This is a genomic window from Curtobacterium sp. LFS084 (assembly GCF_047977705.1).
Taxonomy (GTDB): Bacteria; Actinomycetota; Actinomycetes; order Actinomycetales; family Microbacteriaceae; genus Curtobacterium.
Window position 1 is genome coordinate 1 of sequence record NZ_JBFPFM010000065.1, and the last position, 9,192, is coordinate 9,192.

General features: G+C 71.8%; 8 protein-coding genes. All 8 read left to right on the forward strand.

Annotated elements, in window-relative coordinates; all coding sequences use genetic code 11:
- The first annotated feature begins 158 nt into the window (after positions 1-158).
- The 8 genes from ACNQOV_RS17770 to ACNQOV_RS17805 all read left to right on the forward strand — a co-directional run bounded on the left by ACNQOV_RS17770 (position 159) and on the right by ACNQOV_RS17805 (position 9,062).
- Positions 159-1,163, forward strand: a complete 1,005-nt coding sequence (locus tag ACNQOV_RS17770; RefSeq protein WP_416396220.1) for an aldo/keto reductase family protein — start codon at positions 159-161, stop codon at positions 1,161-1,163.
- A gap of 204 nt (positions 1,164-1,367) precedes the next feature.
- Positions 1,368-1,865, forward strand: coding sequence for a GtrA family protein (locus ACNQOV_RS17775; RefSeq protein WP_402264290.1), 498 nt, complete (start codon positions 1,368-1,370; stop codon positions 1,863-1,865).
- Positions 1,862-3,370, forward strand: a complete 1,509-nt coding sequence (locus ACNQOV_RS17780) for a glycosyltransferase (protein ID WP_402264287.1) — start codon at positions 1,862-1,864, stop codon at positions 3,368-3,370. Before ACNQOV_RS17775 ends, ACNQOV_RS17780 begins: the two co-directional genes overlap by 4 nt.
- Positions 3,367-5,355, forward strand: coding sequence for an ArnT family glycosyltransferase (locus ACNQOV_RS17785; protein WP_416396225.1), 1,989 nt, complete (start codon positions 3,367-3,369; stop codon positions 5,353-5,355). The genes ACNQOV_RS17780 and ACNQOV_RS17785 overlap by 4 nt, the downstream gene beginning before the upstream one ends.
- 59 nt (positions 5,356-5,414) lie before the next feature.
- A complete protein-coding gene (locus ACNQOV_RS17790; protein ID WP_416396227.1) occupies positions 5,415-6,245 on the forward strand; it encodes a DUF4397 domain-containing protein in 831 nt (276 codons plus the stop codon).
- Between the two features lie 94 nt (positions 6,246-6,339).
- Entirely contained in the window at positions 6,340-7,491 is a 1,152-nt protein-coding gene (locus ACNQOV_RS17795) for a glycosyl hydrolase family 8 (RefSeq protein ID WP_416396229.1), read from the forward strand.
- A complete protein-coding gene (locus tag ACNQOV_RS17800) occupies positions 7,488-8,222 on the forward strand; it encodes a class F sortase (protein WP_416396231.1) in 735 nt (244 codons plus the stop codon). Before ACNQOV_RS17795 ends, ACNQOV_RS17800 begins: the two co-directional genes overlap by 4 nt.
- A 45-nt stretch (positions 8,223-8,267) precedes the next feature.
- Positions 8,268-9,062 carry a polyprenol monophosphomannose synthase gene (locus ACNQOV_RS17805; RefSeq protein ID WP_416396233.1) on the forward strand — a complete coding sequence of 265 codons (795 nt, stop codon included), beginning with the start codon at positions 8,268-8,270 and terminating at the stop codon, positions 9,060-9,062.
- Positions 9,063-9,192: the final 130 nt, after the last annotated feature.

A 9,192-nucleotide genomic window follows, 5' to 3' on the forward strand; every position in this document is an offset into this window, starting at 1 on the left:
CGTTCCGCCCGCTCGCACCCCGCCCCGCGCGTTCCGCCCGCTCGCGCCCGCCCCGCGCGTTCCCCCCGCTCGCGCCGCCCCCGCCCCGCACGGGGCCCCCGCACCCAGGTACTCGCGCGGCCCCTCACGGCACGGGGAAGCCCGCTAGCGTCGGCAGCATGGAATTCAGGTACCTGGGCAACTCCGGACTCAAGATCTCCGAGATCACCTACGGCAACTGGCTGACGCACGGCTCGCAGGTCGAGAACGACGTCGCCACGCAGTGCGTGCGGGCAGCGCTCGACGCCGGCATCACCACGTTCGACACCGCCGACACGTACGCCAACACGGCAGCCGAGCAGGTCCTCGGCGAGGCGCTCAAGGCCGAGCGCCGCCAGTCGCTGGAGATCTTCACGAAGGTCTACTGGCCCACCGGACCGAAGGGGCACAACGACGTCGGGCTCAGCCGCAAGCACATCATGGAGTCGATCGACGGCTCGCTGACCCGTCTGCAGACCGACTACGTCGACCTCTACCAGGCGCACCGCTACGACCACGAGACCCCGCTCGAGGAGACGATGCAGGCCTTCGCCGACGTCGTCCGCCAGGGCAAGGCGCTGTACATCGGCGTCAGCGAGTGGAACGCCGAGCAGATCCGCGCCGGCGCCGCCCTCGCGAAGGAGCTCGGGTTCCAGCTCATCTCGAACCAGCCGCAGTACTCGATGCTGTGGCGGGTCATCGAGGGCGAGGTCGTGCCCGCGTCGAAGCAGCTCGGCCTGTCGCAGATCGTGTGGTCGCCGATCGCGCAGGGTGTCCTCACCGGCAAGTACAAGCCGGGTCAGCCGCTGCCCGAGGGCTCGCGTGCCACGGACGAGAAGGGCGGCGCGGACATGATCAAGCGGTTCATGCGCGACGAGGTCCTCGAGGCCGTGCAGCGCCTACAGCCCGTCGCCGACCAGGCCGGTCTGACCCTCGCGCAGCTCGCCATCGCGTGGACGCTCCAGAACGAGAACGTCGCGAGCGCGATCGTCGGCGCCTCCCGTCCGGAGCAGGTCACCGACAACGTCAAGGCCGCGGGTGTGCGGCTCGACGCCGACGCCCTCGCGGCGATCGACCAGGCCCTGGGGGACATCCCGGAGCGCGACGCGTCGAAGACCGTCAGCCCGGCGTCGCGCCCCGCGTAGACGCGGCCACCTGCCGGACGGGAGGCGCGGTGCCGGCTGGCACCGCGCCTCCCGTCCGTTGCGTGGGCGCGTCCACCGCGACCCGCATGTGAACAGCAGGTGTCGCGAAACTGGCAGAAGCCTCCGGATGGCTGTACCCCACCCAAACCACCTCGCGAAGCCCCCCGAATCGGGGGCATGACCCGAACCGATACCCCCGTTGTGGTGCCACGCGCCACCGGAGCGGTGCCCGTCCCGTCGCGCGTGCCCCTCGCGCGACTGCTCACCCTGGCCCGCCAGCTCGTCTCCTTCGGGAGCATCGGCGCCGTGTGCTTCGTCATCGACCTCGGCGTCTACAACCTCCTCCGCGCGACCGTGATGCCCGACGGTCCCATCGCCGCGAAGATCGTCTCCGCCGTCGTGTCCACGGCCGTCGCCTGGATCGGCAACCGGTTCATCACCTTCCGCGCCGAACGGCAGACCGGCCGACGCGAGACCGTCCGCGAGGGGTTGCTCTTCGCCGTCACGAACCTCATCGGGCTGGGCATCGCCGCGGCGTGCCTGTTCGTCTCCCACTACGTCCTCGGATTCACCTCCACCCTCGCCGACAACGTCGCCGGCAACGGGGTGGGTCTCGTGCTCGGCACCGCGTTCCGGTTCGCCGCGTACAAGGCCCTCGTCTTCCGTTCCACCGACGCTCACGCGAAGGAGCTCGCCGAATGACCATCTCCGCCATGCTGCTGACGGCCGCCGGGCCGTTGCTCCAGCCGAACGAGGGGACCGCTCCGTCGAGCGTCCCGAACCGCGGTACGACCGACGTGCCGACGGGAGGCTCGGGTCAGGTCCCGCAGGCCGCCTGGTCGGTCGGCGAGTGGGTCGGGTACTCGGCCCTCATCGCGATCTCCGTGCTGCTCACGATCATCGCGCTCACCACGCTGTGGTGGATGCTGCACGCCTGGCGCTCGCGCGACGCGCTCAAGTCGACGAGCTTCAGCCAGACCCCGCGTCCGGCCGCGCACCGGTTCACGCTGCTGGTCCCCGGCCGCCACGAGCAGGACGTCATGGGGGAGACCCTCGACATGCTCGCGAAGCAGGACCACCCGGACTTCGAGATCATCGCGATCGTCGGCGAGGACGACCCCGAGACGGACGCCGTCGTGCGTGCCGCCGCGGCCCGGCACCCGGAGCTCATCCGGGTCGTCGTGGACGACACCCTGCCGAAGAACAAGCCGAAGGCGATGAACCTCGCGCTGCAGTACGCGACGGGCGACATCGTCGGCGTGTTCGACGCCGAGGACGAGGTCTACCCGCGGCTGCTGTCGCTCGTCGACTCGCGCTTCCAGGAGACCGGCGCCGACGTGGTGCAGGGCGGCGTGCAGCTGATGAACTTCAAGTCGAGCTGGTGGTCGCTGCGGAACGTGCTCGAGTACTACTTCTGGTTCCGCTCGCGCCTGCACTTCCACGCCGGGTCGAAGTTCATCCCGCTCGGCGGCAACACCGTCTTCGTGACGAAGGAGCGCCTGGACTGGTCGAACGGCTGGGACGCGCACTGCCTCGCCGAGGACTGCGAGCTCGGCGTCCGCCTGTCCGCCGACGGCGCCAAGGTCGTCGTCGCGTACAGCCCCGAGGCCGTCACCCGTGAGGAGACCCCGCCCACCTTCGCGTCGCTCCTCAAGCAGCGGACCCGGTGGAACCAGGGCTTCCTGCAGGTCCTCGGCAAGGGCGAGTGGAAGAAGCTCCCGTCGTTCCGGCAGCGGTTCTTCGCCCGGTACATGCTCACGATGCCGTTCATCCAGGCGGCCACCGGGCTCCTCATCCCGCTCAGCGTCCTGATGATCCTGTTCGTGAAGGTGCCGACGGCGATCGCCCTCGTGTCCTTCATCCCCGTTGCGCCGACGCTCATGCTGCTCGCGGTCGAGATCGTCGGCCTCAACGAGTTCGGTCGGCTCTACCAGGAGAAGGTCCGCTTCCGTGACTACGTGAAGCTCGTCCTCGGCCTCGTGCCGTACCAGATCTTCCTCGCGGCGGCGGCGGTCCGGGCCGTGGTCCGGCACGCCAAGGGCCAGAACGGGTGGGAGAAGACCGAGCACACCGGGCAGCACCGGACGGCTGGGCAGCCGGCCGAGGTCGTCGGGTTCGCCAACGCGGTCACCACACGTGTGCCTGCATCACCCGACCACGCGGACGACCGCGAGCTCGCCACCTCGACCACCGGAGGGAACCGATGAGCGCCAGCATCACGAACACCACCGGCATCCCGATCCGCGGCGCCGTCGCCGGGTCCGGCATCGGCGCGTGGTTCCGTCGGCACGCCGCGAGCCTCGGCTGGCTGCTGCCCGTCCTCGCCGTCACCGTCGTGGTGCAGACGTGGAACATGTCCGGCACCCCGCAGCGCATCGACGACGAGGGCACGTACACGGCCCAGGCGTGGGCGATCGCGCACCTCGGCGAGATCACCCACTACACGTACTGGTACGACCACCCGCCGCTCGGGTGGATCCAGATCGCGGGGTACACCTCGCTCACCGGCGCCTTCGCGCGCTACCCGTTCGCCGTCGAGGCCGGGCGCGAGGCGATGGTCTTCTTCGCCGCCGTCTCGAGCATCCTGCTCTTCGTCCTCGCCCGTCGACTCGGGAGCGGCCGGGCCACCGCCGCGGCCGCCGGACTCGTGTTCGCGCTGTCGCCGCTGGCCCTGCAGTACCACCGCACGGTCTACATCGACAACGTCGCGACGCCGTGGCTCCTCGCCGCGTTCGTCCTCGTGCTCAGCCGTCGGCAGCAGCTCGCCGGGTTCGCCGGCGCGGCCGCCTGCCTCGGCATCGCCGTGCTCTCGAAGGAGACCTACCTGCTCGCGCTGCCGTTCCTCATCTGGATCGCGGTGCGTCGGGCCGACCGGAGCACCCGTCGTTACACCCTGAGCGTCGCCGGAGCCGTCCTCATCGTCATCGGTGGCGGCTACCTGCTGCTCGCGGCGGTGAAGGGCGAGCTGCTGCCCGGTGCCGGACGAGTGAGCCTCCTCCAGGGCATCACGTACCAGCTCGGTTCCCGAACGGCCAGCGGCTCGGTGTTCGACGCGGGCAGCCTCGCGAACGAGGCCGCGTCGCAGTGGTGGGCGCTCGACCCGGTGTTCATCGTGCTCGGCTCGGCGGCCGCCGTCGTGGGGCTGTTCCTCCGCCGGGTCCGCCCGATCGCGGCGATGCTCGTGTTCCTGCTCCTCATGATGTTCCGCCCGAACGGGTACCTGCCCGTGCCGTACGTGATCATGCTCATCCCGTTCGCCGCGCTCCTGATCGCGTACACGGCCGAGCGCGCCGTCCTCACCGTCCTCGGTCGCCTGCGCGGCACGTCCGGGACCTCGGGCCGTGCGATCGTCCGACGTGGTCTCGGCACCTCGTGGGCCGTCGTCACGTCCGCGGCGCTCCTCGTGGCGCTCCCGCTGTGGGGCACGCAGCTCCGTGGGTTCGTGCTCGGCAACCTCGACCTGCCGATGCAGCAGGCTGAGCAGTGGGTGGGCGACAACGTCCCGAAGTCCTCGAGGCTCCTCGTCGACGACGCCATGTGGGTCGACCTCGTGCAGGACGGCTTCGCCCGGAACAACGTCATCTGGTACTACAAGCTCGACACCGACGCCGCGGTCGAACGCCAGTCGCCGAACGGCTGGAAGGACTCGGACTACGTCATCACGACGGACTCCATGCGCACGGGTGGCAACTCGTCGACGGACGTCCGACAGGCGATCGAGAACTCGACGTCCGTGGCCGCGTTCGGCACCGGCAACCAGCGGGTCGACGTCCGGCGCATCCACTCCGAGGGGTCGACGGCCGCCGAGGCCGCGATCACCCGGGCCTCCGACGTCCGGAAGACCATGGGCACCGAGCTCGCGGCGAACCCGGCGCTCCGGGCCGACTCCGGGACGAAGTCGCAGTTCCGTGCCGGCCAGGTGGATTCGCGGGCGATGATCGCGCTCGGGCAGGTCCTCGCCGACCGGCCCGTCGAGGTCGAGCGGTTCACGCCGATGACCGGCGAGACCGGCCAGCCCTTCCGTCGGGTGGTGCTGCAGGCATCGGGGAGCGCCGAGGCCACCCGCATCGCGGCCACCCTCGACGCGATGGCGGACGACTTCCGGCCCGCCTCGGTCGAGCGTGACGGGGCCCGCCTGACGGTGGTCTACACCCCGGCCGACCCGACCACGACCGCCACGAGCGCCACGTGACCCGCGCGCCCGCCGCACCCACGCACCAGACCCGAACCACGACCAGAAGGAGCACCACCATGCCCGCACCTCGTCGCACCCTCCTCGTCGGCGCCCTCGCCACGAGCCTCGTCGCCGCAGCCGTCGGCCTCGCCCCGCAGGCCGCCACCGCCGCGACCACCGCCGCACCGGCCGCGAGCAGCTCCGGCGAAGGCTGGCTCCGCGTCGGCCACCTCTCCCCGGACACGAAGGGCGTCGACGTCGAACTGTCGAGCCTGTCCGGCGGCAAGAAGGTCTTCGAACTCGACGACGTCACCTACGGCCAGGTCAGCCCGTACCAGGAGCTGCCGGTCGGCACCTACGTCCTGTCGATGCGCGCCGCGGACGCCCCGGACTCCACACCCGTGATCTCCACCGACGTCACGGTGGACGAGGGGGACGCGAGCACGGTCGTCGCCTACGGCACGAACGCGAAGCTCCGGACGACCGCCTTCACGGACGACCTCCAGCAGCCCGGTGACGGCAAGGCGAAGCTCCGGCTCGTGCAGGCCGCGACCACCGCGAAGTCGGTCGACGTGAGCACCTCCGAGGGCACCGCCGTCGCCGAGGACGCCGCGTTCGGCACCGCCACGAAGTACGCGACCGTCGACGCCGGCAAGTGGACGCTCGACGTCTCGGGCAGCGGGCAGCGGGGGACGGCGAAGGTCGACCTCGCGGGCAACACCGTCTCGACGCTGTTCGTGCTCGACGACAGCAAGGGTGACCTGACCGTCGTGCCCGTCACCGACGCGGCAGCGACGGCGTCCACCCCGTCCGGCGGGGTCCAGACCGGTGGCGGCGGCGCAGCCGCCGACCCGGTCGAGCAGGCCACCCACGAGCTGATCGCGACGCTCCGGTCGCTGTTCCGCTGATCGCGGGACAGGAGGCGCGGATCACCCCGGCGGGTCCGCCCGCGTGATCCGCGCCTCCGGGCCCACCCCGCACCCACTCAGGAAGGCAGGCCGCATGACCCGCAGGACCTGGATCCCCGTGACCGCCGCAGCCGCGGTCATCGTCGCGCTCGGCATCGCGCTCGTCGCGGTGCGCCCGTGGGGCGCACCCTCGCAGGAGGCCGGCGCGGCGTCGACCCCGACGTCCTCCGCGGCACCGGACGGCGCGCGCTCGCCCGAGCAGCTCCGGACCGACTTCCTCGACCGGTACGTCCGTGACGGCCGCGTCGTCCGCACCGACCAGGGCGGCGACACCGTCAGCGAGGGACAGGCGTACGGCCTGCTCATCGCCTACGCGAACGGCGACCGTCGGCGCTTCGGCGAGATCTGGTCGTGGACGAAGCGGCACCTGCTCACCGACGACCACCTGCTCGCGTGGCGGTGGACGCCGGACGGCGGCGTCGCGGACGGCCAGTCCGCGAGCGACGCCGACCTCGACGCCGCCAGGGCACTCGTGCTCGCCGGGTCCTCGTGGGACGAGTCCCGGTACACGGCAGCGGGGAAGACCATGGCATCGGCGATCCTCGAGCACGAGACCGCCACGACCGACCTCGGCACGATCCTGCTCCCAGGGCCGTGGGCCGACTCGGAGCCGTACCGGTACGACGCCTCGTACGCGTCGCCGGTGGCCTACCAGGTGCTGGCGAAGGCGACCGGCGACGACCGCTGGGACGCCCTCGCCACCGGGTCCCGCGCCGTCACCGCGGCCGTGCTCGGGCAGTCGGACCTGCCGAGCGACTGGTCGCAGGTGCACGCCGACGGCAGCGTCGACCCGATGCCCGCCACGGGTGGTGACGACCGCGTGCTCTACGGGTACGACGCGATGCGCCTGCCGCTCCGGTACGCCGAGGCGTGCTCCACCGGTGACCGCTCGCTCGCCGGCTCGATCGCCCCGACGCTCCGCCGACAGACGCAGTTGGCGGCGCAGCTCGACCTGGGCGGCACGGCCGTGACCGGTGACACGAACGCCCTCGCGTACGTGGCGCGGGCGGCGGCGGAGCAGGCCTCCGGGCAGTCGGCAGCGGCCACCGCGGACCTGCGTCGGGCCGACCGGACGGCCGCGACGACGCCGACCTACTACGGCGACGCGTGGGCGGCGCTCGGCGCGACGATGCTCACGTCGGACGTGCTCGGCGGGTGCGCCACGGCGGCCGGGGGTGCCTCGTGAGCGGGCGGCGCCGGGCGTCCGGCAAGCCGACACTCGGGCTCGGTGGACCGCGGCGTCGGGGCGTGATCGTCGGCGCCGTCGTCGCGGGGGTGCTCGTGGTGGGCGGGGTCGCCGGGGTCGCGGTCGCGGCGACGAACAGCACCGGCGGTGCGACGGACACAGCTGCGTCCTCGGCAGCGTCCGCTGCTCCCTCGTCCTCGACCGGGTCGTCGGCCGGGTCGTCGCCCGCCGGTCGGAACGGCGCCGCGGGGTTCCAGGACCCGGCAGCCCCCGCCGCCCGCTCCGACGCGACCCCGGTCCGCGTGACGATCCCCGCCATCGGGGTGTCCTCGTCGCTCGAGGACCTCCACCGGGGTGCCGCCGGCGAGCTCGACCCGCCGAAGGACTGGGACAGCGCCGGCTGGTTCAGCGACGGCATCGTCCCGGGCGAGGTCGGCCCCGCCGTCATCGCCGGGCACGTCGACAGCCCCACCGCCGCAGCCGTGTTCTTCCGGCTCGACGAACTGGTCCCCGGTGACGCCATCCACGTCGCCATGTCGGACGGCTCCACCCGGACCTTCACGGTGGAGCGGTCCGAGCGTGCCGCGAAGTCGGCGTTCCCGACGAGCGACGTCTACGGCACCGCACCCACACCGCAGCTGCGCCTCATCACGTGCGACGGCACGTTCGACACGGCCACAGGGCACTACACGGACAATCTGATCGTGTTCGCAGAGCTCTCGTCGGACTGACGCAGCGACCGGCCGATATCTTCGATGAGAAGCGCAAGGAGCACCATGAGCACGACACTGGTCATCATCCCGACCTACGACGAGGCGGAGAACGTCCGACCCATCGTCGAGCGCACGCTGGCGGCCACCGACGAGACCGTGCACGTGCTCGTCGTGGACGACAACTCCCCGGACGGCACCGGCGACATCGCCGACGAGATCGCCCGCGAGACCGACCGCGTGCACGTGATGCACCGCACCGTGAAGGACGGCCTCGGCGGCGCGTACCTCGCCGGGTTCGCCTGGGGCCTCGACCACGGCTACGACAAGCTCGTCGAGATGGACGCGGACGGCTCGCACCACCCCGAGTACCTGCCGTGGATGATCGAGCTCGCCGACACGAACGACCTCGTCCTCGGGTCGCGATGGATCAAGGGCGGCACGGTCGAGAACTGGCCCTGGTACCGGGAACTGCTCTCCCGCGGCGGCAACCTCTACACGCGCCTCGCCCTCGGCATCGCCGTGCGCGACGCGACCGGCGGCTTCCGCGTGTTCACCTCGCGGGCGTTCGAGCGGATCGACCTCGCCGGCGTCGCCTCGAAGGGCTACTGCTTCCAGGTGGACCTCTGCTGGCGCGCGCTCGAGGCCGGCCTCCGCGTCGTCGAGACCCCGATCACGTTCACCGAACGCGAGTTCGGTGTGTCGAAGATGAGCGGGAACATCGTTCGCGAGAGCCTCACCCTCGTCACGAAGTGGGGCATCGACCGGCGCATCCGCGAGGCCCGTTCCCTCGTCAAGGACCACCGGCGACTGCCGTCGGTCCGGGCGAACGCGCACGCGGTCGCCGACCACGCGGCCTGACGGACCGAACCCGGGTCGCGTCGCGGCCGGGGATCGACCGTCGACGGGCAGGAGGCGCGGGGGGGCCCTGCGCCCCCCCCCCCCAGCCAGCTGGGGCCGTCCCAAAAACCCGCAGGTAGACACCCCCAAC